Annotated in this window: 15 protein-coding genes; 2 read left to right on the forward strand and 13 right to left on the reverse strand. The window is 51.9% G+C overall.

What is annotated here, in order from left to right; translation table 11 throughout:
• Positions 1-6: 6 nt before the first annotated feature.
• The 8 genes from ACYVC2_RS18230 to ACYVC2_RS18265 form a co-directional block, all read right to left on the reverse strand.
• Positions 7-534: an SCO family protein gene (locus tag ACYVC2_RS18230; RefSeq protein ID WP_461104303.1), complete on the reverse strand. Its 528-nt coding sequence runs from the start codon at positions 532-534 to the stop codon at positions 7-9.
• 128 nt (positions 535-662) lie between these two features.
• Entirely contained in the window at positions 663-1,130 is a 468-nt protein-coding gene (locus ACYVC2_RS18235) for a toxin-antitoxin system YwqK family antitoxin (RefSeq protein WP_461104305.1), read from the reverse strand.
• Positions 1,131-1,299: 169 nt separating this feature from the next.
• The gene (locus tag ACYVC2_RS18240) at positions 1,300-2,049 is read right to left on the reverse strand and encodes a YHYH protein (RefSeq protein ID WP_461104307.1); all 750 of its coding nucleotides are present in this window, start codon (positions 2,047-2,049) and stop codon (positions 1,300-1,302) included.
• Between the two features lie 306 nt (positions 2,050-2,355).
• Positions 2,356-3,039, reverse strand: a complete 684-nt coding sequence (locus tag ACYVC2_RS18245) for an SDR family NAD(P)-dependent oxidoreductase (protein ID WP_461104309.1) — start codon at positions 3,037-3,039, stop codon at positions 2,356-2,358.
• A 103-nt stretch (positions 3,040-3,142) separates the two neighbouring features.
• Positions 3,143-5,158 (reverse strand): amylo-alpha-1,6-glucosidase, encoded by a 2,016-nt coding sequence (locus ACYVC2_RS18250; protein WP_461104311.1) that lies wholly within the window; start codon positions 5,156-5,158, stop codon positions 3,143-3,145.
• A 102-nt stretch (positions 5,159-5,260) separates the two neighbouring features.
• On the reverse strand, positions 5,261-7,909 hold the full coding sequence (locus ACYVC2_RS18255; protein ID WP_461104313.1) for an MGH1-like glycoside hydrolase domain-containing protein: 2,649 nt from the start codon (positions 7,907-7,909) through the stop codon (positions 5,261-5,263).
• Positions 7,910-7,956: 47 nt separating this feature from the next.
• Complete coding sequence (locus ACYVC2_RS18260) at positions 7,957-8,772, reverse strand: SDR family oxidoreductase (RefSeq protein WP_461104315.1); 816 nt, start codon at positions 8,770-8,772, stop codon at positions 7,957-7,959.
• 442 nt (positions 8,773-9,214) lie between these two features.
• Complete coding sequence (locus tag ACYVC2_RS18265; RefSeq protein ID WP_461104317.1) at positions 9,215-10,789, reverse strand: GMC oxidoreductase; 1,575 nt, start codon at positions 10,787-10,789, stop codon at positions 9,215-9,217.
• Between the two features lie 620 nt (positions 10,790-11,409).
• On the opposite strand from ACYVC2_RS18265, the gene ACYVC2_RS18270 reads away from it, so the two are divergent.
• Both ACYVC2_RS18270 and ACYVC2_RS18275 read left to right on the forward strand, forming a co-directional pair.
• Positions 11,410-14,370, forward strand: a complete 2,961-nt coding sequence (locus ACYVC2_RS18270; protein ID WP_461104319.1) for a ligand-binding sensor domain-containing protein — start codon at positions 11,410-11,412, stop codon at positions 14,368-14,370.
• The gene (locus tag ACYVC2_RS18275; RefSeq protein ID WP_461104321.1) at positions 14,363-15,847 is read left to right on the forward strand and encodes a sigma-54-dependent transcriptional regulator; all 1,485 of its coding nucleotides are present in this window, start codon (positions 14,363-14,365) and stop codon (positions 15,845-15,847) included. The genes ACYVC2_RS18270 and ACYVC2_RS18275 overlap by 8 nt, the downstream gene beginning before the upstream one ends.
• A 270-nt stretch (positions 15,848-16,117) precedes the next feature.
• Here the strand turns inward: ACYVC2_RS18275 and ACYVC2_RS18280 are convergent, their stop codons facing one another.
• The 5 genes from ACYVC2_RS18280 to ACYVC2_RS18300 all read right to left on the reverse strand — a co-directional run bounded on the left by ACYVC2_RS18280 (position 16,118) and on the right by ACYVC2_RS18300 (position 26,841).
• The gene (locus ACYVC2_RS18280) at positions 16,118-17,368 is read right to left on the reverse strand and encodes an exo-beta-N-acetylmuramidase NamZ family protein (protein ID WP_461104323.1); all 1,251 of its coding nucleotides are present in this window, start codon (positions 17,366-17,368) and stop codon (positions 16,118-16,120) included.
• 213 nt (positions 17,369-17,581) lie between these two features.
• The gene (locus ACYVC2_RS18285) at positions 17,582-18,712 is read right to left on the reverse strand and encodes a PA14 domain-containing protein (protein WP_461104325.1); all 1,131 of its coding nucleotides are present in this window, start codon (positions 18,710-18,712) and stop codon (positions 17,582-17,584) included.
• Between the two features lie 152 nt (positions 18,713-18,864).
• The gene (locus tag ACYVC2_RS18290; protein ID WP_461104327.1) at positions 18,865-21,486 is read right to left on the reverse strand and encodes an ABC transporter permease; all 2,622 of its coding nucleotides are present in this window, start codon (positions 21,484-21,486) and stop codon (positions 18,865-18,867) included.
• 58 nt (positions 21,487-21,544) lie between these two features.
• The gene (locus tag ACYVC2_RS18295; protein WP_461104329.1) at positions 21,545-24,181 is read right to left on the reverse strand and encodes an ABC transporter permease; all 2,637 of its coding nucleotides are present in this window, start codon (positions 24,179-24,181) and stop codon (positions 21,545-21,547) included.
• 59 nt (positions 24,182-24,240) lie between these two features.
• A complete protein-coding gene (locus ACYVC2_RS18300; RefSeq protein ID WP_461104331.1) occupies positions 24,241-26,841 on the reverse strand; it encodes an ABC transporter permease in 2,601 nt (866 codons plus the stop codon).
• Positions 26,842-26,846: the final 5 nt, after the last annotated feature.

The raw sequence follows: 26,846 nt of genomic DNA on the forward strand, positions 1-26,846 counted from the left end.
TAAAAACTATTCCTTCTCTAGTTCGCGTATATCGGCAATGAGGTTTTGAAGGGAGGCCGAGCTTAATCCGTTGTAAATACCTCGAATATGTCGTTTTTTATCCGTCAATACGAAGTTTTCGGTATGCAGAAAGACCGATGGGTCTCGTTTTTCGCCCAGGTCTTCTTCAACAAAGTAATATTTTCGTCCCAGATTATAAATTTCGTCTTTGTCGCCCGTCAGCAACAACCACCGTTGGGCATCTACCTGGTGCGATTGGGCGTAAGCTTTTAGTCGGCCTAGGGTATCTTTTTCTGGCATGACCGAGTGAGAAAGAATCAGGATCCGATTATCATGCAGGAAAGTATCCTGCAACGCGTTCATGTTTTTGGTCATTCGCGGACAAATGCCGGGGCAAGTCGTAAAGAAGAAATCGGCGATGCATATTTTTCCGTCCATGTCCTTTTCGGTGAAGGGTTGCCCAGTATGAGCCAGGAGCCGAAAGGGTCGGATATGGTGAAAGCTATCAGGCACTTCTTTTTCGAAGTGGGGCATGAAATCAGCGGTGTTGTAATAAGGTAGCTTTCGCCCGGTCGGTGAACTGCAAGCGGCCAACATGCCTGCACTCGTTACCCAGGCCCAGTATTTTATTCGCTGTATAGGCAACATTACCAGGAGGATAGTTATTGTTTGAGCTTTATTTTTTGGTCGCGGAGCGAGTAGCAAAGAGCTGTCTTTTGAAGGCCATAAGTATACCCTTCTTTGGCTACATAGTTCAGGTATAACTTCCCATTTTCGCGCCAGCCTTGTTGCAGCCCTTCTTCGTGGTCATCTACGTAATTGGCAAAAATGTAGGGTTGTCCGCTTCTGTACCAACGTCTTTGCTTGCCTTCCCGCTTCTCTTCGTAGTAGGTATAATCGAATTTAAGTACGCCCTTTTCCGGCCAGAAGCCATAATGTCTTCCTGTGCTGAGGTTGTTTTTGTAAAGCCTTACTTCAGAAGGATTGCCGCTTTCGTAAAAACTTTTGTAACGGCCATGTAGCATGCCCTGGTAGATAGACGCATATGATTTTACAGTACCGTTGTGGTAATCGTCTTTGATTATACCTGAATAGGTTTGGTTGCCTAAAAAATAAAGACCATTGGTCAACGACAATCGTTTATCACTAACCAGTACGGTATCCTGCGGAATGTGCGTCGTGTCTATGCTGTAATTTTTGACAGACGGAGCGTTATTGGCGGTTGGCTTTTGAGTCGCCAGATTACAACTGCTTATTGCCGCTACCAGGCAGCAATAAGCAGTTGTATGTAGTACCAACCTACTGGGTAAATGTGCCTTTCGTGCCATAATAGCTACCAGATTTAAGGATGTAATAACCCGTATTCAGGTAGTTTTCGTTGCGGGTATGGTAGTGATAAACGCCATTCGGAAATTCTGTTGTCGCAGCTGTGTGCCCATTGTAGGCATCAAGGTTGCTGGGGTAAGTGCCATCCATGTCTTTACGCCCGTAGATCGGAAAGCCGTCCCGCAGGAAACCTACCAACTTGGCATCGTCCTGCGTGGTGTACGTACCCGTAACGTGGTAATGATAAGCCCCTGTTTGTTCGGGGTGAGCACCAGCACCATCCAATGAAGAAATCTTCCCTGCATCTAACTCGGTATTGGGCCCTTCCTGGTTGTTATAAATGGCTACCCCATTAAGAGCCATACCAATGGCTCCAATACTGGTAGCTTCGTGCGTGCTTGCTGCGGCAGGCTTGGCCGGAATGGTCATGGTGTAGGTTTGCGAGAGCATGGCATTGGGGTTAACCACGTGACCAGCGGGAGGAGCTTCATACAAGGCATTGCCCGTACCCCAGTAAGGTGATTTGTGGCTGTGAGGCCGGCCATCACTTTTGAGGATTATGTTGTCTCCGCTAATTGAAACGGTTACATCGCTTGTTACTTTAGACTTCAGTACGCTGGTAATGTCCACGCTGGTGGTTGTCGTGGTACTTGGCGTAGCCGTGTCATCGTTTTTACAGGCCATTAGCCCCAGGAGCATCATGGGAAAAATGATTTTTTTCATGTGAATCAAATGAATGGTTTAAAACACTTTTGAGACTACATGTCTTAGACTTGGTTTTTTAAAAAAGCTACGGCTAATCACATTTATTTTGCTTGTTGAGGAAGCGTACATGGCTGCTATGGAACAACTATCTGATTAACAATGTCTTAATTGTGGGTAAATAGCTACGCTTCAGGAGCGAGTCAGGAAGGTTTAGTGGGTGTTTCTGCGCTTACCTGGCCTCTGCCGTTAATCAGGATCAGGGCTGTAGCCGAAGACTCAAAAAACAATAGGGCATCGAACGGAAGCTGCCAGCAAAGGCCAGGATTAAGACCGGTTATATATTTTTACGACCGTTTCGCGCGTCATTCGGCCGGTATCACTGACCAGAAAGGTAATCAAGTCGGCAATGCGTTCGGTAGGTACCCACTGGGCCGGGTCGGCATCGGGCATAGCGGCCCGGTTGGTGGGCGTATCGAGCGTGCTGGGCACCACAACGGTTGCGGTCGTATGCGTATGTTTGCCTTCGGCATTGATGAGCTTAGCCAGTTCGAAAACAAGAGCTTTGCTCATGGCATAAGCAAATACATCTTTCCCTTCGGTCGGATTGAGAGTAGGCCGGGCACCAATCAGGATGAATTGGCCTCCTCCCCGGTGTTCGAAGCGGCTCATCAGCGGTTTAACCAGGTTGAAGGCCGACATAAAATTGAGGTCGATCATTTTTTCGAGCTGCCGAACGTCGGTTTGCCCGATGCGTCCCATCGCAAATTCGCCAACGAGCAACACAGCCGCGCCTATATCGAAATCCGACGTTTCGGCCATGAAGGTTGTTATACTGGCTTCATCCAGTACATTCACGATAAACGATCGCACGTTGGGCAGGTGGTCATACACGTGAAGATCGCGGTCGGAACTGAACGTCGCCACTACCGAATAGCCTTGCGCGTGCATGTGTTCGACAACGGATTTGCCCAGATTGCCCGCTGCGCCGGTTACAAGAATTGTTTTCATAGGGGTTTGCTGTTTATGGTCATTAAATGGGCATTGAGTGTCCTGCATAGTATTTGGCTGAAAGTCCGATAACGCGATCATAAACATCCCCAACGTCCAGGCTTCAATCAGGTACAGTGACCAGTTTTTCTGAATGGTTTGCATCTCTGATAGTGGGCAATTGTGCCGGATAGTCTGTTAGTAATTTGATGATGGACCCTACCGACCAGGCCTGACTGGCAGTGCCGCGGCCTTGTTGAGGATGTAATCCGTCGAAAATCTCGGAGATACCGAACAGGCAATCGTGCTCGTAAAAATGCTGTTTCAACGTAGCCAACTCCGTGTACATCCGCTTGCGGACGCTGGCCGAATCACCATGAACACTGAAATAGGCAGGCCAGTATTCGCCCAGTAAAAATGGCCAGACGGTTCCCTGGTGGTAGGCTGTATCACGCAGCCATGAGTCGCCACCATAAACCGCCACAAAAGCCGGGTCGCTGGGAGCGAGTGTGCGTAACCCGTAGGGGGTGTACAAATGTTGATCGACCGTTGCCAGAATCTGCTGTCGATCGGTCTTATTGAGCAAGGGAAACGGCAAGCTGAGCGCGTAAATCTGATTGGGCCGGATGCTACTGTCGGGCGATCCACCGGGAATCACCACGTCATTCAGGTACCCTTTTTCGTTCCAGAAGGCAGGTCGGAAACTCTCCTCAAAACGGCGGAGCATAAGCGTGTATAAATCGGGCTTACGACCTAATTGCTTCGCAAAATAAATCGTGATTTTCAGGGCATTATACCACAGCGCATTAATCTCGACCGGACAACCGTGGCGGGGTGTTACAACATAATCACCTACGCGGGCATCCATCCATGTCAGTTGGGCTGTTCCTGTTCCACCGTATAGCAATCCTTCGTCGGTAACGTGAATGCCGTAGCGAGTACCGCTTTTATGCGCATCCAGAATGGTCAGTAATTGCTCGAAATGCTGTTCGACAAACGCCAGATCGTTGAACCGTTGATGGTATTCGTAAAGCGCGACAAACAACCAGAGGGTCGCATCGATGGTATTGTATTCAATCGGATCCTGGTTGTTGTCGGGAAATCGATTGGGAAGCATGCCGTCGTCCAGGTATCGGAAAAAAGTCGCCAGAATCCGTTGCGCCATTTGCTGATGCCCCAGCGAAATACACAAACCGCGAAGGGCAATCATGGTGTCGCGGCCCCAATCGGTAAACCAGTGATAGCCCGCAATAATCGTCTCACTGGGTGCGGTCGGCGTTCCGATGGATTGGCGCTGTACGATAAACTGATTGGCCGAAATGACTAAATCCTGCAAAAACGGTTCGGTCTGACTGTTGCGCAGCGCATCAACTCGCTTGATTTCCGAGGCCCGCAGTTTGGCAGGGGCCGGGATCAGGAGTTTTTCGTCGGTCGAAAAGGTCAGAAAACACTCTTCGGCTGGTTCCAGTCGGGTTAGTATATGGCCAATCGAGTAAGCATCTTCCGTGAAATCTAATCCGCGTTGCTGTTCCTCCCGGTAGGTAAACCGATTGTACCAGGCTCGATTTTCGGTAAACGCGCCCGATGAAAACGCCCAATACAACGGTTCTGCCCCGTAATGCGCATAAAGTTTCAGATAGGGGCTGGTCTGGGCAATGTAGTAGTTTTCGTAGTCGCTTTGGTGAAACAGGCTGTGGTAGTCGCGATGAACGAACAAAGGCATCAACTGAAGCGTAACGGCTTTTTTGCCGGTGTTACGATAAACGACCACCGTTGTGTTGGCAGTTTGCACCATAAACACGGTTTTGGAAATACGATGCTCACCTGCCTGATAAACCCATGTGGGCAATGGCAATCGCTCAAACGAAACCAGATGCTGCCAGCCCTGCGGATGAACAAATTCGCCATACCGATTGCTCGACAAAGCCACGGCGCCCTGCTCGGTCAACAGTGTTTCGTCGACTTTCGAAACCAGAACCTGCCGGTCGGTGGGCGGATTGCGCGCAGCAACCAATAATCCATGATACCGCCGGGAGTTGGCTCCCGCCAGTGTGCTGCTGGCGTAGCCACCCAGTCCATTGGTAATCAGCCATTCGCGCTGGGCGAGGTCGTCAAAACTAGTGTTCAGAAGGGAGTACATGAGGTCTGGAGTTTATGGTTTGTAGTTGGCTGATACCCCGTCTTCGTAGGATGTCAGTTTCTCAAAAATGACATCCCCGCAAACTGAAAAACGTGACTGCTCTCAGCCAATCAAGTCGGCCACTACGCCTGTCCAGCCGGTTTGGTGGCTGGCCCCCACACCTTGTGAATTGTCGCCGTGAAAATATTCGTAGAACAAAACCAGGTCTTTGAAATGGGGGTCAGTAGCGTATCGGTTCTCCTTTCCATTAACGGGCCGATGACCGCTGGCATCGGGTTGAAACATACCTGTCAGCCGTTGGGCCAGCATCGAAGCCGCTTCGCCGAGTGCCACCCGATGACCGGAGCCAGTCGGAAACTCAACCTGCACCTGATCGCCATAATAGCTATGGTACGTGCGGAGCGCGCAAATGAGCAGGTAGTTCATCGGCATCCAGATGGGACCTCTCCAGTTGGAGTTGCCGCCAAAAAGCCCGCTCGACGATTCGCCGGGTTCGTAGCGCAGACCGAATTCCTGCCCGTTGATGGTCACCGAGTAGCCCTTTTCGTGGATCTTTGAGATAGAGCGAATACCACCCGGCGCCAGGAATTCCCGTTCATCAAGCATGGCGTGCAGCAGCCGTTCCAGGCGGGCGGGCGGAATCAGTGATAGCAACAAATCTTCGTTTGTATCGATATCTTCCACCACGACGTGCATCTTTCCCTGCTTCTGATATTGCTGAAACCAGCGCATTCGTTTGGTGAAATCAGGCAGTTTGGCAAAGATGCTTTTCGGAATCTTCAACACGGCAAACAGCGTCGACAGACCTACCAATGATCTGATTTTTAGCGGGATGTACTGCTGTCCCGGCAATTCCAGAATATCGTAAAAGAACCCTTCGTTCTCATCCCAGGAACCATCCCAGTCTTCGCCCATTCGGTTGAGCGATTCGGCAATGTAGACGAAGTGCTCAAAAAATTTCGTCGCTACGTCTTCGTACGTAAGGTCGGTTTTGGCGATTTCGAGCGCCATTTCCAGCATATTCAGGCAGTACATGGCCATCCAGCTTGTCCCATCTGCCTGTTCGAGTCGTCCTCCACCAGGAATCTGGTTGCTTCGATCAAATACCCCGATGTTGTCCAGGCCCAGAAACCCACCTTCGAACACGTTATTGCCTTTCGCATCTTTGCGGTTGACCCACCACGTAAAATTGAGTAGCAGCTTCTGAAATACCCGCTTCAAAAAATCGACATCACCCACACCCGTTCGTTCGGCATCGAGCTTGTACACCGCCAGACATGACCACGCATGAACCGGTGGATTTACATCGCCAAAGGCCCATTCGTAGGCGGGCAGTTGGCCGTTTGGGTGCATGTACCATTCGCGCAAAAACAATATCAGCTGGTTTTTCGCGAAATGTGGGTCAACCCGGGCCAGGGGTACGCAATGGAAGGCCAGATCCCAGGCCGCATACCAGGGGTACTCCCATTTGTCGGGCATCGAAATGATGTCCTCGTTGTTGAGCGTCCGCCACTGGTGATTACGCCCGTTTTTGCGTTCGGCAGGAGGAGCTGGCTGGCCAGGATCGCCGTCGAGCCATTGGGGCATATCGATATAATAAAACTGCTTTGACCAGAGCATACCGGCAAACGCCTGACGCTGAATATTTTTTGTTTCAGCATCGGCATCCGGCGATTGAATGGCAGCATAAAACCCATCGGCCTCCTGAACGCGCCGGGCAAAAATCTGGTCAAATTCCGCGCCAAGCGGCTGCTGGCTGGTTTGGCGGGTTAGCCGCAACTTGACCGTTGCCGACTCGCCCGCCGGGATGGTAACCTGATAGACAGGCGCGGCTTTGGAGCCTTCGACGCGTTGGCTCAGGGTGCCGAAGGATCCACCGATAATGGCTCTGTGGAAAGCATCTTTAGTAAACGGATGGGCGTTCGGGGAGCCAAAAACGCGCTCGGTATTCGTCTCATTTTCGGTAAACAACACCCTGGACGTTGGGTCGAAATACAGCGTGTAATCGCTCAGTTGCGGGTGTTGGGTAAGCAGGCTGCTGACTCCTTCGGTGTCGGTACCGCGCCGGATGCGAGGCCTGTCGGGAAGCTGACCAAACGACCAGTTATTCCGAAACCAAAGCGTAGGCAACACGTGTAGGGGAGCGGCTTCGGGCCCTCGATTATAAATGGTTATCTTGATCAGGATGTCCTGCTCCGAAGCTTTGGCATACTCCGTACATACATCGAAATACCGATTTTCGTCGAAAATACCCGTATCCAGCAACTCGTATTCGGGCTGATGGCGGTCGCGGTACCGGTTCGTTTCTACCAGATCGGCATACGGGAAAGCCCGTTGTGGATACTTGTAGAGGTGTTTCATGTACGAATGTGTGGGTGTGCTATCCAGATAATAGTATAGTTCCTTCACATCTTCGCCGTGGTTCCCTTCGTTGCCCGTCAGCCCGAAAAGCCGTTCTTTCAAAATAGAATCCTGTCCATTCCAGAGGGTAATGGCGAAGCAAAGCCGCTGCCCTTCATCCGAAATGCCGGCAATGCCGTCTTCGCCCCAGCGGTAGGCCCGCGACCGGGCATGGTCATGCGAGAAATACTCCCAGGCATTGCCATGCGGACTGTAATCTTCCCGTACAGTTCCCCACTGCCGTTCAGACAGATAAGGTCCCCAGTGCAGCCAGTCGCGTTGACCCGTGTATTGTTCCTGCAACCGAAGCTGTTCGGGCACCGTGTTTGGTTGTTTCTTTTGTGTTTTCATCAGAAAAGGTTTGTTGTTTATGGAGACGCATCTTTGCGTTGCTACGGTTAGCCGTTATCTTCAAAACCAGGGTACAGGGTCATACCCCCATCGACAACGAGGGTATGCCCGTGAATGTAATCGGCTTCGTCGGAGCATAGCCAGGCAACGGTCGAGCCAATATCGGAGGTTTCGCCAATGCGTTTGTAGGGAATGAGCCGCATGAGACTCGACAGAGCCTGTGGCGTTTCCCAGGCTCCCCGGTTGATGGGCGTTCGAATGGCACCGGGGGCCACGCTATTGACCCGAATTTTGTAGCCACCCAGTTCCTGGGCAATGGATTTCATGAGCAGCATGACTCCCCCTTTGGAAGCTGCATAATTCGAATGGCCCGCCCAGGGAATAATTTCGTGTACCGAACTCATACAGATAATTTTACCGGTAGCGTGCGAAACTTCCGGGCGTGGGCCACGGCGCAGAAACTCACGGGCGGCTTCGCGGGCGCACAAAAATTGACCCGTCAGGTTCACGTCCAGCACAAACTGCCAGTCTTTGAGGCTCATGTCAATAAACTTCGCATCTTTCTGCAAGCCTGCATTCGCCACCAGAATATCGACCGTACCAAAAGTGGCAACAGCCTCGGCAAACATCTGTTGTACCTGGTCTTCTTTGCTTACATCGGCCTGCGCGAGCAGTGCCTGACCGCCATTTTCCCGAATTAAGTTGGCGGCTTCTTCGGCTCCTGTCGGGTTGCCGATATAGTTGACAACCACATTGGCCCCTTCACTGGCTAGCGCAATGGCCGTGGCTTTCCCGATGCCTGAACTGGCACCCGTAATGATGGCCGTTTGGCCGACTAATCGTTGGTTGGGTTTTTGAAACATGATGATCGTTAGTTAATCAATTGGTTTAGCTGGTTTCCCACCGTTGAGGGGTCTGATTTTATACTAGCCGGCTTTACCATCTAGACATTAGGAAGTCCATACGGCGGGTCGGTGAAATACACGTCGCCGTTACTTTTTACGGTCAGGCCGTTCGAGCTATTCAGTTTTTTACCCTGGTAGTTATCCGACAGCACCATCATAGAGTTTTTGATCGCATCACGGATAATTCGGCGGTTTCCGTGCTGACAGACAATCAGACACCTGGCAGGAACAATAGCCAGCCCGTTGGAACCTGGTTGATGATACTCCCCAATACCGAAACCGGTGTAGCCACTTCCTTCACAGTTTGATCCCGACCCGGTAACCGCAGTAGTGAAAAAACGAACGAGTGAACGAGCCGAAAAGCGATACGCGTAAGGGTAGGTCTCTTAACATGATTTTTTCAGTTCAATACGTTCTTCAGTAGATAGTCACCTACCCGTAACGCATTGGCTGCCGTCGTCAACGATGGATTATAGGCGCCCGACGACGGGAAAAAGCTGGCATCGGCTACAAACAGATTGGCGAGTTCGTGAGCTTTGCAGTTCACATCGAGTACGGAGGTTGCCGGATCGGTACCGAAGCGGAGCGTGCCACATTGGTGCGAAACACCACTGAGGCCAAGGTCATAGCCCGACCAGTAGACCGTTTTTAGGGCCGGATCAATCTCACCCAGCTTCACGAACAGATCCCTGAGTTTTTGTTTCAGTGCCTCGAAAGCCGCTACATTGTTCCGTTCGCGGTGGTAGATAAGCTGGATGGCCCCATCGTGGGTAAGCGTTACCCGATTCTCGTGGTCGGGCAGGTCTTCGGCGGTAATCCAGAAATCAATGCTGTGAGCCGATAGCCAGGAAGCCTCTTTGCCGGGCAAAAAATTGGCGGCTAAATCAACTACGGTTGGTGGATCGTTTTTGCCCATCAACTGAATTTCGCCCAGCGGATGCGGATTGTCGGGAGTCGGTTCGTAGTAATCGCCGATGCAGAAGTACTTCTGGAAAAACGACGTGTTCAACTTATCGGGCGTGTAGGCAATCAGACAGCCGTTGATGTGCGCCATATAATTCCGTCCTACCAGACCATTGCCATTAGCCAACCCGTTGGGATGTTGGTCATTGGCCGACCGGAGCAGTAAAGCCGCTGAATTGATAGCCCCGGCGGCCAACACCACTACGTTCGCCTGGTAGATTTCGGCCGAACGCGGCCCGGTCTGGCCGTTGCGTTGTACCTGCACAGCCGTGATGCGCTGGCCGCTATCATCCGTGATAAGCCGGGTAGCCGTGGCATTGGTTAGCAAGGTTACATTCGGGTGCTGCAAAGCCGCCCGAACACCGGTTACGTGCGAATCGGCTTTGGCTTCAGACGGATCAGGAAATCCATCGAAATTACCGAGTACCGTCGGGGCATCGGGGCGTTCGGGTTTGTCCTGAGCGAGTCGTACGGCCATCGGGATAGGAAATGGTTTCAGTCCTGTCCGCCGAACATTTTCATACAGTTCTTCGGCAAATGGTTCGGGAGAAATTGGGCCAAACGGATAGGGTTCACGAGCCGGTGGTTCGGTAGGGTCGCTGCCCCGTACGCCATGAACGCTGAACAGTTGTTCGGCTTCGGCATAGTACGGAGCAAAATCGGCATAGGTTAGTGGCCAGGCTGGCGAGATACCTGCCTGGTGTTGCGTTTGTCGAAAATCGGACTCATGGAGCCGAAAGCTGGCCGCGCCATACATTTTGCTGTTGCCCCCAACAACGTAGTGGGTGAACGGCCTGAATGGCTGGCCATCTTTGTCATACCACACCTCATCGGTGCGATAGCGTCCCTTGACGACGACTTCAGTAACATCCCAGTTTTCTTTTTCTTTCGGGATAAAATCGCCCCGTTCCAGAATCAGGATTCGCTTGCCGGACGGGGCTACCCGCTGGGCAATTGTTCCACCACCGGAGCCAGTGCCGATGATAATGATATCGTAAGTAGGTGTTGTCATGGGTAGGCGTTCGGGCTTTTTAAACGTTCGTTTTCTAGTCATTCCGGAAGGCAGGGTGTATTCGTAACCGATTGACTATCTATTGCCAACTACTGTACCAGCCAGGAAAAAACAGGAAAATGGTTTTAACAGCGCAGAGAAGGCCGTTTTTTAGGATTGGTACACTGGACCAACCCGTTGGCAAGTCCCGATATTTCGGGAGTATTTTGAAATGTCAGGACGAGAAGGACAACTGGCATTGATTCTGTTCCTGGACGTGCCTCCTCCGTATACCCGACCAAATCCGAGTTTTATTCCCTGAAAACTAACCAGGTCAGGTACTAATGTTTTTTGCGCAGAATAGCCTGAAACCTACTGGCGAACGGGGGAGAATAAGCCAGAACTGGTTGGGGAGCGACTTTAACTTCAAGGTAGCATTTACGATATATCATGAACGTTCTGAAATATCGTGAAGTGTATCAGTCTACGGCTTATGCATTTCGGATACCTGTTGTTAGCAAAAAGGCTAGATTATTCGTATGGGGTGGCTTTTAACAGGCCTAATGTCAATTGTAGAAGTAGGAACGAAACTTGCGGGGCTTACGGAAGGCCAATTGTGCCTGTCTGACAAGTAAGCCGTTATGAAAATTAAAGATTTACTCATCGTACTCGGATTACTGGCAGGTAATTCGGCGATAGCGCAGGAAGTCGGTAGCCCACTTTGTCAGCATTTCAGTCCCAGAGATTATCAGGCGCATCCCGAAAATCGGGCCATCGTGCAGGACAAACGGGGTGTCCTCTACGTCGGCAACTACAACGGCCTGCTCGAATACGACGGCAGTACGTGGCGACTTATCGAGGTTCCCGGCCTTACCGTACGCGCTTTAGCGGTCGACCAAACCGGTACTGTTTTCGTAGGTACCCAAACCGATTTCGGCTTTCTGAAAGCTGCCCCCACCGGTCGAATGCAGTTTGTATCCCTATCGAATCGACTGCCTGCTTCTGACCGTAACGTGCCGCCCGTCTGGCGTTTATTTTGCACCCCGTCTGGCGTTTACTTCTGCACCTTCCGGAAAATCATTCGGTATCGGCCTAATGAACCGCTACAGATCTGGTACCCGAAACGATTGTTTCAACTGGCCAGTTATGTACACCAAACCATTTTCGTTCAGGATGAAGGGCTTGGCCTGATGCAGCTTGATGAGGAAGGGCGGGTTAAACCCGTTCCCGAAGGCAAGCAATTTACCAATGTCACGATACAATCCATTCTGCCGTATGCTGGTCAGAAACTGCTGGTAGTTACCCAGCGTGATGGGTTATTTCTGTACGACGCCCCATTTTTGCACCCTCATCCCGTTCCGGCAACGGTAACTCATCTAACCACAACCGAAGAAAACTGGCTCAGGCACAGTACCGTTTCCCAGGCTATTGCTCTACCTGATTCGGCATCAGGAGCCGTTCGTTACGCTATTTCGAGTCTGCGCGGAGGCATCAGCATTCTGGAGGCTGATGGGCGACTCTTCCAGCATCTTCATGAGCAAACTGGATTGAGTAAAAATCAGGTGCATTGCCTGTTTCTCGATAAACAGAAAACACTTTGGGCCGGATTGGCAAATGGCATCGAAAAAATCGAAGTGAGTAGCCCAATAACCCGGTTTGGCACCAGCCTCAACATCAGAGCTACGGTTTGGGATGTGTTTCGGCACGAGAAGCGGCTTTATGCGGGTACAAACGTCGGGCTGTTTTATTTAGATAAGCAAGTGGGTTCTTTTCTGTCGGTGAGCGGATCGGAATCACCCTGTTGGGATATGATTTCCTACGGACGCGACCTGCTCGTTGGGGCAATGGGAGCTGTAATGCGCGTTCGGGATGGGGAGTTGCAACAGACCGTACCTATGAGCGGGGGGATGGCGTATGCACTGACGCGTTCCCGAGTGGATACCACTGTGGTGTTTGCCGCCATGTTTGATGGGGTCAACGTACTCCGATTCACGAACGGACAGTTACGATGGCTGGGTCGGCTACAGGGCATCTCCGGCGAATGCTGGTCCATCGTAGAAGAGCCTGACGGAAATCTTTGGGTGGGTACGCACTTACAGGGCTTTTATCACATCAATCTATCGGGTGGTATTAGCCTGAATCCGCCGATTCGGCACTATGGGCTGAACAAAGGGCTAAATCAGTTAATCTGGAATTATGTTTTCTCTACCCCAGACGGCCTGTTTTTTACCACCAAGAATCGCATTTACCGGTATGTTACCCGCACCGACCGGTTTGTGGAAGATACCCGGTTTAGTTCCCTGTTTCCTGATTCAGCTATTGGATCGCCTTATTTCGCGCAGGATACTAAGCACACATTCTGGTTTTCGCATCCGCCGGGCCTGTTGCGTCAGCGGCCTAACGGGTCATTTGCCCACGACAGTCTAAGTCTGTCACCCATTCAGCGGGGAGGCTTTGCCGTATATCCTGAAGCCAATGGCATTGTCTGGATTGGCAACGACGAAGCCCTGTATCGGTTCGACGATAGCCGAAAATTACCGACACCAGCCTATTCGACCCTGATTCGCGAAATCCGGCTGACGCAGTCCGATTCCCTACTGGCTGTGGCGAACCCCGCCAACGAATCCGGGATCGAACTGGTTTACCGGGATCGGGCCATTTCGTTTAATTTCTCCGCAAGTAGTTTCGTGGGCGAGGGTGGCAATGAATTCCAGTACCGGCTGATGGGTCATGGGCTGATGATGGACGATACGAATTGGTCGAAATGGACGAAAGAAACCAAGAAAGAATACACCAATCTGCCCGCAGGAATGTACACATTTATTGTGCGGGCCCGCAACCCTTACCGACAGCTTAGCCGCGAGAGCACCTATTCATTTAACGTACTTCCCCCCTGGTATCAGACGAAAATAGCGTATCTGTTCTATGGTTGTCTATTCGTTCTTCTCCTTAACAAACTGATTCGCTATTATACGCGCCATCTGACAAATGAGAAAACAAAACTGGAACGACTTGTCGACGCCCGAACGGCGGAGGTAGTTCGGCAAAAAGAAGAACTGGAAGCGCAGGCTGTTCACTTAAAAACGGCTAAAGAAGCAGCTGAACGGGCGAACCGGGCCAAAAGCGAGTTTCTGGCGAATATGAGCCACGAATTACGCACTCCGCTCAATGGCATTCTGGGGTTTGCCCAATTACTGCGTCAGGATACCTCGCTGACTACCACCCAGATGAAAGGTATCCGCATCATCGAGGAAAGCGGTGATAACCTGCTGACGCTCATCAATAAATTGCTGGCCATCACCCGAGCCGAAGGGGTGGAAAACAGTGCCTGGAAGGTAGAACTGGGCAGTGAACCGGCCAATGGTATGGAACAAAAGGAGCATTCCGAACGCCTTCAACTGCCTTCCGTCCAGCATCTCGAAGACCTGCACAAATTGGCCATGACAGGTGATATCCAGGGCATCCTGACTCAACTGCGCTTTATCGAAACACTTGATCCAGCCTATCAGCCTTTTGTGAATGAAATTCGGAAAATGGCCGACGTATTTGATACCAAGAACATCCGACAGTACCTTAAAACTTGCCTGGAACCCCATGATTAATCAGACTGGCCCTGCATCCGCCAACATTCTGATCGTTGACGATACGCCCAACAATATCAGTATTCTGTTTGAAACCCTAAGCAGCAACGGCTACAAAGTGCTGGTTGAACGCGACGGCAAAAGCGCTATCGAGCAGATTCGGTATGCCCGGCCCGACCTAGTGCTGCTGGATGTGATGATGCCGGGCATGGATGGCTTTGAAACCTGTCGTCGGCTCAAACACGACTCCGAAACGCAGGATATTCCGGTTATTTTTATGACGGCGCTCTCCGAAACGATTGATAAAGTCAATGGCTTCAACATGGGCGCTGTTGATTACATCACCAAACCCTTTCAACTTCAGGAAGTACTCTCACGGATCGATACCCATCTGACCCTTCGTAAGCTCCGCTGGGAGTTGCAACAGGCCAACCAGTTACTCGAACAACGGGTGGCTGAGCGCACGGAAGAGCTTTCGAAAGCATTAAAGGAGGTCGAAAAACTGACCAACCAGCTACGGGCCGAAAATGTCTATCTACGTGAAGAGATCAAATCGACCAGCAATTTTGAGGAGATCGTTACCCAGAGCAAGCTGTTTCGGAAAGTCCTTACGCAGGTCGAACGGGTTGCGACAACCAACACGTCGGTGCTAATTCTGGGCGAATCGGGTACGGGTAAAGAGTTACTGGCCAGAGCCGTACACAATCTGAGCAGCCGCCGAAATCGGCCCCTGGTCAAAGTTAACTGCGCGGTTCTCCCCGCCACATTGATCGAAAGTGAGTTGTTCGGGCACGAAAAAGGCGCGTTTACCGGCGCTGCCAATCAGAAAATCGGGCGATTTGAACTAGCCAATGGAGGTACTATTTTTTTAGATGAAATTGGGGAAATGCCCATCGAACTTCAGGCCAAATTACTGCGGGTATTGCAGGAAGGCGAGTTTGAACGACTGGGCAGTAGCAAAACCCTGAAAGTGAACGTCCGGCTGATTGCTGCCACCAATCGAAATTTAGAGACTGAAATTCAGGAAGGGCGCTTTCGGGAAGATTTATATTATCGACTGAACGTTTTTCCGCTGCAAAGTCCGCCGTTACGAGACCGCAAAGAAGATATCCCCTTGCTGGTTCGTCACTTCTGCACCAAACACGGCCCCGGTATCGGTCGGAAAATAGAGATCATTACCCAGGATGTACTGGATGCGCTTTGTGCCTATAACTGGCCGGGTAACATCCGCGAACTCGAAAATATTGTCGAACGATCACTCATCATTTCGTCGGGCCGCACACTTGAACTTGGCGATTGGCTGACGCGAAAAACCACGCTCAATAAACGAGTAAACCCTATTACGCTGGAAGAGTGCGAGCGGGCACACATCCTGTCGGTACTGGAAACAACCCGCTGGAAAGTAAGTGGTAAAAATGGTGCGGCAGCTATTCTGGACCTGATTCCGACAACACTGGAGTCGAAGATGAAGAAACTGGGTATTAGCCGGCACGCCTAAGCCGGTGGCTTACTGGCAAAAGCTGCAGGAAACAGAAATCAGATTCTTTTTGAAAAGGGCTCTCTATTGAAAGTAGCGCCATAGTTGATGAAGCAAATCTAAAAATAACTTTAGGCATGCAGGCAACGAATAAGCGGGTATACATGACCTGGACAGTGGCCCGAAAACCAGTGAATCGATACGTACCGCAAAAAGGGCTAGGCAAATCCATCGTTCCTGTACCCAAATTTAACCTTGCCTGTCAGTGCACCGGGCTTCCGACGAAAGGCGTTACGGATATAGCAAATACTTTTTTCGCATCTGCTTAAATTCCGACAGGCCGGGCTCCCAACTCTGGCGAATTTCTTTTTCGGATTTGCCCGCGATAATTTGCTGCTTGAGCGTTTCCGTGCCGGCAAGCTTATCGAAGTTGCCCATCTGCTTACTTTGGCTCATGTCGAAAAAACGGGCTTTATCGGGATACGCCTTGTAAAGCTCCATCAGCCATTGCAGGTTAATCTGTTTCGTTTTGCGGAAGATATTGGTGTCGTATTTCCGCAGGTCGAGCCCGTAGCAATCGGTATCCTGATGGAGCGGAGTTTCGCTCATGCCTTTGAGGCTGACCGGCCGGAACGAAAACGAATACTTTCCTTTCAGAGCCGGAGCGCCCAGTACCGTGAAGGGCATGTACGTGCCTCGTCCCTGGCTGATAATCGTACCCTCGAACAGACAAAGACTGGGATACAGCAGAATGGCCTGTTGCGTATTCAGGTTCGGCGATGGCAGAACAGGCAGCGTGTAAGGCATGTCGTGGTTGTAGTTGGCCAGCTTGATGATGCGCAGCTTGCACGAATTTTTGCCGGGCAGGCTCCAGCCTTCGCCGTTGACCATCTGCGCAAATTCGGCCATGGTCATGCCATGCGTAATCGGAATCTTGTGCATACCGATTCCCGAATGCAGGTGATCTTCCAGAATGGGTCCATCGACAACAAAACCGTTCGGGTTCGGCCGGTCCAGAATCATCAGCTCTTTGTTGTTTTTGGCGCAGGATTCCATCACGTGGTTGAGCGTGTTGATGTAGGTATAAAAGCGCGCGCCCACATCCTGGATGTCGTAAATCAACAGGTCGATGTCTGCCAGATGTTCCTGCGATGGCCGTGAATTCTTGCCGTACAGCGAAACCACTTGAATCCCGGTTTTCGGATCGACGCTGTCGTCGACCTTAGCACCGTTGCTGGCATTGCCCCGAAAGCCGTGTTCCGGTCCGAAAATTTTCACCACGTTCACGCCGAGACTCACCAGACTATCGACACTGGGCTTACTGCCGATAATCGACGTTTGATTGACCACCATGCCGATGCGTTTCCCTTTGAGATAGGGGAGATAAGCGGCCGTTTGATCGGCCCCCGTCATCAGGGACGACTTTATAATAGTGGTTTTCCGATTTACCGGACCGGGAATGTAACCCCCTATATTGGAAGATGACAGGCTATAGAAGAGCCCTAGCGAAAGGGGAATTAGAACGAACAGGATGGTTTTCATGCCAGATCAGCGTGCTGTAGGAACCGGCAAGTTGCGGATAAAACCGATTGCTTACAAATCTACTTAGTCGAACGGTGTTTAGTGGGGCAGGGGTAGGGGCAGAGGGGAAGGGCTTAGGGCAGAGGGGGAAGGGTGTAGAGTACTGTAAATCCGCGCTTCTTCCTCGATGCTTCACCCTATGCCCCGTGCCCTTACCCCTACCCTCATTGCCCTTCACTCGCTTACCGTGAACTCGACCCGGCGGTTTTGCGCCCGAAGTTTTTCGCTGGTATTGTCGGTAACAGGCCGGGAGCCTCCGTAGCCTTTCGCCGTAATGCGGGTTTCGGCAACTCCATGTTGGCTGATGTAATGGGCCACCACTTTCGCGCGGTATTCCGACAGGGTCTGATTCAGGCGTTTGTCTCCCACATTATCGGTATGCCCGGCGATCTCAATCTGGAGCGCCGGATTCGCCTGTAAAGCCTGCACCAACCGGTCTAACTCGGCATATGACTCAGGCAGCAGCGTATACTCACCCTGCGCAAACCCTACCTGCTGGAAGGTAACCGGTTTGCCTACGCTGAAGCTTGTAAACGACCGTCCGGCCGTATTGGCTGGGACAACCGCAGGCGTATCGGGTGTAACGACCGCCGAAATGGGCTTCGGTGGGGGTGTGGCTTTAGCGATCGAAACCGTCCGGAAAGCGAGGGGTTTGGTATCGGGAGTTTTTGCAGATATGGTTTTTGCGACGCGGAGACCGGTAGTAACCAGCAGTGCGCGCGGGTGTACGGGTTCACGACGGACCGGAGTGGGAGGAGCGACCACCGGCTTACTGAACAGGTACTTGGCCGGAATGACCTGGTTGGGTGGTGCATTGAAACTGAACAGACGCTGGTCTTCAGGGGATTGCCAGAAGACCGAGATAACGCTACCTTTCCAGTCGTTGTAGTACTCGATTCGCAGGTCGTAGAGCTGCTTACCGGTCAGCGAAATTTCTCCGACAAAGCGGCTGTCGTCTTGCTTACGCCATTCGTCGATTACCTTCCAGCCACCCACCCAAACCCGCACGCCATCGTCGACCGTTGCGCTGAACCGGTATTTGCCCGACGTAGGGGCGTAAAGTTTTCCCGTCCAGCGAACCGAGAAATATTCGCGCGGAACCCCCGGCCCTGGTGAAGCCCAGTTCCAGTTAAAATTGACCTGTGGATCGGTTCGGGTGAGGACCTTTCGTTCGAAATTGGGTCCATCGAAATACTCTCCCTGAAGCCCTGCCTGCAGGCTTTTGGCTGAGCTGCTTTTCTGCGCCCAGCTTCTACTGCCGATCATCGATAAACTCAGTAAGGCTATGCTCCATAACGTTCTCATACGACCCCCGATTTAGCCGTAGAGAAGTTACGATATTTTGCCGCTTGCCCGTATCAATCAGGTTGATTTCGAGGAGAATAAGTTAGCGTACGGGCACCTTTCCGCCATCCCTGCAACCCTTACCATGCCGGGCATCCCTTACCATCCTCATCTTATTCACTTCGCAAACTTTTGACCGGGTTCATCAGGGCCGCTTTGATGCTCTGGAAACTGACCGTCAGCAGCGTAACGGCCAGCGCTCCCAGGCCCGCCAGCGCAAAAATCCACCACGACAGCTCCGTGCGGTACTGGTAATTCTGGAGCCAGTCTGACAGCAGGTAGTACGCAATAGGGGCCGCCAGACAGAACGCCACCAGAATCAGCATGACGAACTCTTTCGATAACAAACCCCAGACATTGAACACCGACGCACCCAGCACTTTTCGAATGCCGATTTCCTTGGTGCGTTGCTCAGCCATGAACGAGGCCAGCCCAAACAAGCCCAGACAACTGATCAGGATGGCTAAGCCGGCGAACCCACCCGCTAATCGGCCAATCCGTTGTTCGGTCCCGAATTTTCGATCGTATTGGGCGTCCGCAAATTTGTAATCGAACGGAGAATCGGGGCTGTAGCGTTTAAAAACCTGTTCTACTTTCGACAACGCTTCGCTGGTCGATAGCTGCGGAGCCAGGCGGATATTGATCGTATTGACATTTCCGTAATCAATAACAAAAAACGAGGGGTTGACCGGTTTGAATGGATCTTCCTTGATCATGTCTTTGACAACGCCAATAACCTTGAATTGCCGACCTGCCCGACCAACGAATTCGCCGATTGGGTTTCTGAATGCCATCAGCCTAACAGCCGCTTCGTTCAGGATGATCGAAGCCGTATCGGTTGAATAAGTCCGGGAAAAATCCCGTCCTTCCCGGATCTGCCAGCCAATCGTTTTGCCGTAATCGTGCGTTACGTAATTCGTCATGACCAGTGGTTTACTACCAGGCTTTTTGCCCTTCCACGAAATATCGGTTGTACCACCCGCCTGGGATGTTATCGGATCCGACGATTCAGACATACCGTCGACGGCTCCTGTATTGAGCAGATCCTCACGAAGGGCCGTATAATGCCGGAACAACTCGGGGGCATTCATGCCGATTTCGATCAGGCCACTGCGGCTATAGCCTACCGGACGGTCTTTGGCATGTTCGATCTGCCGGAATACGATAATGGTGCCGATGATGAGTACAACGGAAACCGTAAACTGAAAACCGACCAGTAGCCGCCTGGGAATCGTAGTCGACCGACTGGTTCGCATCATACCCTTCAATACTTTGATAGGCTGGAAGGCAGATAAGTACAAGGCTGGGTAACTTCCCGCAATCAGGCCGCTTAGCAGGCTGAAACTAAGTCCGGCAAGCCAGAACAGTGGTTTGGTCCACAGAATGGCCATATTTTTCTCGGCCACCTGATTGAAAAACGGTAGTGTAAGCTGTACGAACAGAATAGACAGAATAAAAGCCAACATCGCCATGAGGAGCGATTCGCCCAGAAACTGACTGATCAACTGACTACGCAAGGAGCCGATGGCTTTGCGGATACCCACTTCCTTGGCGCGTTTTTCGCTTCGTGCGGTGCTTAGGTTCATGAAGTTGATGCAAGCTAGCAGCAGCACCATAACGCCAATGCTTCCAAACAGCCAGACAAACGTAATCGTCCCGCCCGTATTGACGCCATTTTTGAAATCAGCGTACAGATGCCATTTCGACATCGGGTGCAGAAAGAATTCGGGTTTATAGCCCGGTGGATTATCCCGCTGCATGCGGATGTCCCTGATTTTGGTTGATACCTGGTCAAAATCGGCACCGGGTCTGAGCTGGACGTAAATCTGGTAAGAATTGGAATCCCATTCGTCCCGGTCGCGTCTGGCTCCCTCATCGTTGGCTGCATAAAATTTCCAGGGAATCAGAAACATGACGTCGTGGAAAGTGCTGTTGGCTGGAAAGTCCTCGTATACACCGGCCACTTTTACGGTCTGCTTATTGTCGAGTCTGATCAGCTTATCGAGCGGGCTTTGGGCGTCGAAAAGCGCTTGTGCCAGCGACCTGGACAGCAGAATCGTATTCACGTCCTGGCTTCCGAACCGGGTGCCCGAAACGACGTTCGGCGATAACATATCGATAACGTCAGGCTCGACGTAATTGCCGGTTTTCAGGAGCTTTCGCTCCCCGGCCGCTACAATAACGTCGCGCGATTTGGATAGTCCCACCGATTCGAAATCGGAATACTTGCTCCGCAGCTCCTGCGCCAGTGGAATCGGCATCACATCGTAGGCTACCTTTTCAACGTCGAACTTCACAAACTGCCAGAGCATAGCCAGTCGGTCATGATTTTTAAACTGTCTGTTGAACGAGAGTTCGTCATACAGCCAGAGGCCAATCAGCATCGCGACGGCCATGCCCGAAGCCAGCCCAAAAATGTTGATGAAGGAGTATACTCGGTTCTTAGTCAGGTTTCGGAAAGCGATGGTCAGATAGTTGCGAAACATAGTTGTATGGCTTGGTCTCGGGTATGGGTTTACTTTACGTTTCATCAGTGACGGCCGCAGCAGGCTCACGACGTCCCGCACATAGCGCCACCGCGCTTCGAATAAGCCTACTTCCTGAATGCGTTGCCGAAACAGCTCATCCAGATCGCCTTCCAGTTCCTCCACGCGGTGAAAGGGGAGCAGCCAGTGAAGCAAGCGGGTCACGAAGCGGGGTGGTTTGTTGGGCATGGGGCAAGGGGGTAAGGGCATGGGGTTGGGGGTGGGGTACGGCTACTCTTATCCTATGCCCCTATCCCCACGCCCTATGCTATTCAGAACGCAGACTTTTTATTGGGTTCATCAGAGCCGCTTTGATGCTTTGATAGCTGACCGTTAGTAGGGTGACGAACAGGGCGCCGACGCCCGCGACGGCGAAAATCCACCACGAGAGTTCTGTCCGATATTCGTATTTCTGGAGCCAGCCGTTCAGAAAATAGTAGGCGATGAAGGCCGCCAGTCCGAAGGCAATGATAACCAGTATCACAAAGTCGCGGGAGAGCATCAGCCACAGATTCGCGACAGAAGCCCCCAGTACTTTACGGACACCCATTTCTTTGGTGCGCTGCTCAGCCACGAACGAGGCCAGCCCAAACAGACCCAGACAACTGATCAGAATAGCCAGTATGGCAAAGCCGGAAGCCAGTTTGCCAATTCGTTCTTCGGCCGCGAACTTCAGGGCGTACTGTTGATCCGTGAACCGGTAATCGAATGGGCTGCCCGGATTGAATTTACGGAACACTGTTGCAATTTTAGCCAGTGACTCGGTGGCGCTGCGAGCTGGGTTGAGCCTGATGTTGATGACATTAGCCCAGCCGTAATTTAGCATATAAACAGTCTGGGTAACCGGTTTAAAGGGCGATTCCATCAGCATATCTTTAATGACGCCCACCACCCGGAAAGGCGTGTTATTCCATTTGATCTGCTTGCCGACGGGATCTTTCAGGCCCATATAACGAACGGCCGTTTCGTTAAGCACCATGCCCGATGAATCACTGGTAAATTGCCGGGATAGGTCGCGGCCCTGCACAAACTGCCAGCCCACCGTTCGGCCGAAATCATGTGAAATAGCAATAGTCCCGAAGCTCTCTTTGAAATTTGGGTCTTTCCCTTCCCAGGTGAAGCCGTTATTTTGCGAATTAAGATCCGTTGCCGGAGCCGATGAGGTCGACATGTCGACAGCCGCACCGGTCTGGATGAGCGCGTCTCGGAGCGCATTGTAGTGCTGATGCAGTTCCGGCGTGTTCATGGCGACAGTGATCAGGCCAGTCCGATTATAGCCGACCGGGCGGTTTTTGGCGTACTGAATCTGCCGGAAAACAATGATGGTGCCGATGATGAGCGTAACCGAAACGGTGAACTGCACCACGACCAGCACCTGCCGGGGCAGCGACGCAAAACGCCCGACCCGGAAGGTGCCTTTCAGTACTTTAACAGCCTGAAACGACGATAAGTAAAGCGCTGGATAACTCCCCGCAACCAGACCGGTTACTAAACTGAAGCCGATGCCACAAAGCCAGAAAACCGGATTCGTCCACAAAAGATGGATCTGTTTATCCGCCACCTCGTTAAAAACAGGCAGAATCAACAGTACCAGCGCTATAGACAGCCCGAACGCAAACGCAACGACCAGCACCGATTCGCTAAAAAACTGAGTGATCAATTGACTACGTACCGAGCCGATGGCTTTGCGAATGCCGACTTCTTTGGCGCGTTTTTCGGAGCGGGCCGTCGAGAGGTTCATGAAATTGATGCAGGCCAGCAATAGCACAAACAACCCGATGATGCCGAAGAGCCAAACGTACTGAATCCGACCGTCTGGGTTCCCGGCTTTATCCCAGCCTGAGTAAAGATGCCATTTGGGCATCGGTAGCAGGTAAACGACGGGCTTCAGAAACGCTGTTTCTGGATTATGCTTCAGGCGTATGTTTTTGATTTTGGCCGAAACTGCGTTAAAATCGGCGTTTGGTGCGAGCTGAACCAGCACTTGCCACGAGTGGTTTCCCCATTCGACATTGTCCTGCGCCCGCTTCACCCAGTCTTGCGAGGCTACGTACAAATCCCAGGGTGCCATGAATTTCATATCCCGGAACTCCGTATTGTACGGGAAATCCTCGTAAACACCGGTTACTTTCACGTCCAGCTTGTTGTCGATCTTCATCAGTTTCCCGACGGGGTCGGTCTCGCCAAACAGCGCTTTGGCCGTCGATTCCGACAATAAAATGGAGTTCTGGTCTTTTAGGCCGGCTCGCGTACCGCTCAGCATGTTCAGCGTGAGCATATCCGGCGCACCGGCACTGAGGTAATTCCCGGTTTTTGTAAACTTCTTCTCGCCATACGCCAGAATATGATCGCCGGTCCAGGACGACATGACGACCTGCGTAAAATTATCGCCGTAGACCGTCCGCAGTTCCGGTCCCATGGGTGCCGGATTATATTCGCCGTGGTAGACTTCGCCATTGAAGCTGCCGTTCTGCATGACCTTGGCAATGCGGTCGTAATGCTGGAAATATCGATCGAAGGAAAGTTCGTCGTAGATCCACAGGCCAATCAGCATGGCCACAGCCATTCCCACGGCCAGTCCACCAATGTTGATGAATGAATACACCCGGTTCCGGGCCAGGTTCCGGAGGGCAATTTTTAGGTAATTCCGTAGCATAGTGGTAAAAGCTGGGGTTGGGTAATGCGGAGATTGTCTTTTAATCATGGAGGGGCGCAGCAGGCTCACGACGTCCCGCACATAGCGCCACCGCGCTTCGGATAAGCCTACTTCCTGAATGCGTTGCCGAAACAGCTCATCCAGGTCGCCTTCCAGTTCCTCCACGCGGTGGGGGGCCAGAAGCCAGCGGAGCAGACGGGTCACGAAGCGGGGTGGGGTGGTGGGCATGGGGCAAGGGGGTAAGGGCATGGGGCATGGGGGTGGGCTACGGCTACTCTTATCCTATGCCCCTATCCCCACGCCCTATGCTATTCGGATCGCAGACTTTTTATTGGATTCATCAGAGCCGCTTTGATGCTTTGATAGCTGACCGTCAGTAACGTGATGAGCAATACGCCCGCGCCGGAGGCTGCGAATACCCACCACGAGAGTTCTGTTCGATACGTGTAATGCTGGATCCAGCCGTGCATGAAATACCAGGCTGTTGGCACGGCAATGAACAGCGAAATGATGACCAGCAGCACAAAATCTCTGGACAGTAGTTGCCACAAACTGGATACAGACGCCCCCATGACTTTGCGAATGCCGATCTCCTTGGTCCGTTGCTCCATCACAAACGACGCCAGTCCGAACAAACCCAGGCAGGAAATGAAGATGGCGAGCCCGGCGAAGAAACTGGCCAATTTGCCGATACGCTCTTCTTCGCTGAATTTTCGGGCGTATTCCTGGTCGGTAAAGCGGAAATCGAACGGATTGTCCGGGTCGTATTTTTTGTAAACCGCTTCTACTTTTGCCAGGGCTTCGGGCGCACTTTTGAGCGGGTTTATTTTAAAGGTTATGGTCGAAATGCGGTTGTAATTGATGCAAAAAATCATCTGTTTAACCGGTTCATAGGGCGACTGGGTCACCAGATTTTTCACGACGCCAATCACCTTAAACGGCACGTCGCCCCATTTGATGACTTCACCGACTGGATTTTTCAGGCCCATGTAAGCCACGGCCGCTTCATTGAGAATAAACCCGGCCGAATCGGTGGCAAACTCTTTCGAGAAATCCCGTCCTTCCTTGATTTTCCAGTCGACCATTTTACCGAACCCGTGGGTGACGCGCAGGGTAACGAACTCATCGGCCATGTTCGGCACTTTGCCTTTCCAGTCGAAGCCGCCGTTGGTAACCCCCGTATCCGTAATAGGCGAGTCGGTTGCGGACACTTCCTCAACGGCCCCCGTATTCAGCAACTCCTCCCGAAACGTGGCAAAATGGGTAATCAGCTCGTTGGTCCGGATCGGAAAAGACACCAGGTTGTTCCGGCTGTAGCCGACGGGGCGATTCTTGGCGAATTCGATCTGCTGAAAAACAATCACCGTACCGATGATCAGCGTAATGGAAACGGTAAACTGAACCACCACCAGTACTTTGCGGGGCAGCGCGGCAAACTGCCCGACCCGAAAGGTGCCTTTCAGCACGTTAATCGGCTGGAAAGAAGAGAGATATATGGCCGGATAACTCCCGGCGATCAGGCTGGTAAACAGGCTGAAACCGAGCACTGAGCTCCAGAACAGCGGACTAGTCCAGGGCAGGCTGATGTGCCGATCGGCAACGGCATTGTACGCGGGCAGGACGAGAAAAACCAGTAACAGAGCGAGGATAAGCGCAACGCTGACAATCAGTAGCGATTCGCTGAAAAATTGCAGCATAATCTGCCTGCGTACTGAGCCGATGGCTTTGCGGACGCCCACTTCTTTGGCGCGTTTTTCACTGCGGGCCGTCGAGAGATTCATGAAATTGATGCAGGCCAGCAACAGCACAAAAATGCCGATGATACTAAACAGCCGGACGTATTGAATTTGACCGCCGGTGTTCACGCCATTCCGAAACTCCGAATACAAATGCCACTTAGGCATGGGAAGCAGAAACAGTTCGGGCTTAAACCGGGCGTCGTCGCTGCTGCTGACCTTATGCAGTTTGGCATCTTTAATCGCCATCGACACGGTCTCCATGCTGGAATTGTCGGCAATCTGCACGAACGTTTGAAACCAGCTATTTCCCCAGCCGAGCCATTCCGGTAATTCTTTCTTTTTCAGGTCGAAAGGGGCGATAAACGCCAGGTTGGCGAACGTAGAATTGACCGGTATGTCGGCGTAAACCCCCGTAACTTTTACGTCCCATTTCTTGTCGATGTTGATGAGTTTGTTCAGCGGGTCGGTCTCGCCAAACAGCGATCTGGCTACTGATTCGGAAAGTAGAACGGAGTTGGCATCACGAAGACCCGACCGGGTGCCTTTCAGCATCGTCAGCGCGAGCATCTCCGTAATACCGGGTTCCATGAAATTTCCGACTTTCGTAAGCTTCTGATTTCCCAGCGATAGCAGGTGATCACCCGGATATTCAGCCGTAACGACGTATTTGAAATGGTTTCCGTAGCTGCTCCGTAGCTCAGGGGCTAACTGCATCGCCTGCCCCGATCGGGTGTCAGTTACGCCATCGAATGTCTGGTTCTGCATCACCTTGGCAATGCGATCATAATTGGCATATGTCTGGTCGTAGGCAAATTCATTCCAGACCCACAGGCCGATGAGCATGGCCACGGCCATGCCCGTTGCCAGACCGGCAATGTTGATAGCCGAATAGCCCCTGTATTTAGTCAGGTTTCGGAAAGCAACTTTGAAGTAATTGCGCAGCATAAGGATGTTGTTGGGTTTTGGATACGCTGAATGTTGCTGTTTCATGAGCGACGGACGTAGTGAGCTCACCACATCGCGCACATAACGTCGGCGGGCCTGTCGCAAACCCAGCTCCCGGACGCGTTGCTGAAATAATTCGTCTAAATCTCCTTCCAGCTCTTCCAGTCGATGCGAGGCCAGAAACCAGTGAAGCAGGCGATTGGCGAAGCGGGGAGGTGGGTTCATAATGG

The organism is Spirosoma koreense (assembly GCF_054777875.1).

Bases quoted from the DNA above. Each gene is read 5' to 3' on its own strand.
- ACYVC2_RS18230 (WP_461104303.1), bottom strand. From the start codon at position 534: ATGCCCCACTTCGAAAAAGAAGTGCCTGATAGCTTTCACCATATCCGA.
- ACYVC2_RS18240 (WP_461104307.1), bottom strand. From the start codon at position 2,049: ATGAAAAAAATCATTTTTCCCATGATGCTCCTGGGGCTAATGGCCTGT.
- ACYVC2_RS18245 (WP_461104309.1), bottom strand. From the start codon at position 3,039: ATGAAAACAATTCTTGTAACCGGCGCAGCGGGCAATCTGGGCAAATCC.
- ACYVC2_RS18250 (WP_461104311.1), bottom strand. From the start codon at position 5,158: ATGTACTCCCTTCTGAACACTAGTTTTGACGACCTCGCCCAGCGCGAA.
- ACYVC2_RS18255 (WP_461104313.1), bottom strand. From the start codon at position 7,909: ATGAAAACACAAAAGAAACAACCAAACACGGTGCCCGAACAGCTTCGG.
- ACYVC2_RS18260 (WP_461104315.1), bottom strand. From the start codon at position 8,772: ATGTTTCAAAAACCCAACCAACGATTAGTCGGCCAAACGGCCATCATT.
- ACYVC2_RS18265 (WP_461104317.1), bottom strand. From the start codon at position 10,789: ATGACAACACCTACTTACGATATCATTATCATCGGCACTGGCTCCGGT.
- ACYVC2_RS18270 (WP_461104319.1), top strand. From the start codon at position 11,410: ATGAAAATTAAAGATTTACTCATCGTACTCGGATTACTGGCAGGTAAT.
- ACYVC2_RS18275 (WP_461104321.1), top strand. From the start codon at position 14,363: ATGATTAATCAGACTGGCCCTGCATCCGCCAACATTCTGATCGTTGAC.
- ACYVC2_RS18280 (WP_461104323.1), bottom strand. From the start codon at position 17,368: ATGAAAACCATCCTGTTCGTTCTAATTCCCCTTTCGCTAGGGCTCTTC.
- ACYVC2_RS18285 (WP_461104325.1), bottom strand. From the start codon at position 18,712: ATGAGAACGTTATGGAGCATAGCCTTACTGAGTTTATCGATGATCGGC.
- ACYVC2_RS18290 (WP_461104327.1), bottom strand. From the start codon at position 21,486: ATGCCCTTACCCCCTTGCCCCATGCCCAACAAACCACCCCGCTTCGTG.
- ACYVC2_RS18295 (WP_461104329.1), bottom strand. From the start codon at position 24,181: ATGCCCTTACCCCCTTGCCCCATGCCCACCACCCCACCCCGCTTCGTG.
- ACYVC2_RS18300 (WP_461104331.1), bottom strand. From the start codon at position 26,841: ATGAACCCACCTCCCCGCTTCGCCAATCGCCTGCTTCACTGGTTTCTG.